Consider the following 967-nt stretch of genomic DNA (forward strand, 5'->3'; position numbering starts at 1 on the left):
TGCCATCAACTTCTCTCCTTGTAACGACTAAAGAAGTGCAACCAACCAAACTAGAATCTACAACTATGGGCATTCATCCAACATATGGAAGCAATGATGTTCGTAAGATTAATAACCTCGATCAATTGTTTGATGGTGTCTACAACAACTTCGTTGAGTTTTCAGACTATGCCCATAAAGATGGCCATGTAACCTTGAAACTTGGTAGCGAACGCACTATCAAGAAGATCAGAGCCTACATCCAAGACGGAACTCAAAACTATCTTCGTGATGGTAAAATCCAAGTCAGCCAAGACGGTAAAACTTGGACGGATGTTGTGACAGTGGGAGATGGTGTAGTCAATAGTACACACGATGATTCATTGACAGATGGTTGGACACATGATTCTAAGATGCCAGGAAATCGTTACATCGAGGGTGAATTGACGACACCAGTCAAAGCCAACTATCTTCGTGTCCTCTATACAGCTGACTATGATGCTCGTTTTGTAGGATTTACAGAATTGGTGATCAATGATGGCGAATTTGTCAAACCAATCAATGATCCAACTGTAGAAGGAAACGGTGGCGAAAGCCGAGGTAACTTCTATACTAATCTCGTAGATGGAAAAGTTTTGACTAGCTACAAAGCAGAACAAGATAAGGGAGAAATGATTTACCACTTATCAGAACCAACCAATGCCAACCATCTACGCCTTGTTTCAAGCCTTCCTGAAGGAGCGAAAGCACGAGTTCAAGCGAGAACACTTAAGGATGGACAAGAAAGTTGGACAGATCTTGGTGCCATTACATCTAGTCTCCAAACCTTTGCTATCCGAAATGGTGGTTCTCTTCTAGATGTTAAACTGGTCTGGGAAGGTGGCAAGGCTGAGTTTTATGAATTGGCGAGCTTCTATCAAGAATTGACAGAAGAACCTGTTCAATCAAGTAAGGGTGAAGAACCAGCACCAGTGCTTGAGGTACCTGA

1 protein-coding gene is annotated in these 967 nt (G+C 42.3%); it reads left to right on the forward strand.

Going from position 1 to position 967, the window contains the following annotated elements; translation table 11 throughout:
* Nucleotides 1–967: discoidin domain-containing protein (locus tag ADH52_RS10150; protein WP_049511107.1), on the forward strand; the 967-nt coding region annotated here is incomplete at both ends.

Origin of the sequence: Streptococcus pseudopneumoniae (assembly GCF_001072665.1) — a bacterium.
Taxonomy (GTDB): domain Bacteria; phylum Bacillota; class Bacilli; order Lactobacillales; family Streptococcaceae; genus Streptococcus; species Streptococcus pseudopneumoniae_S.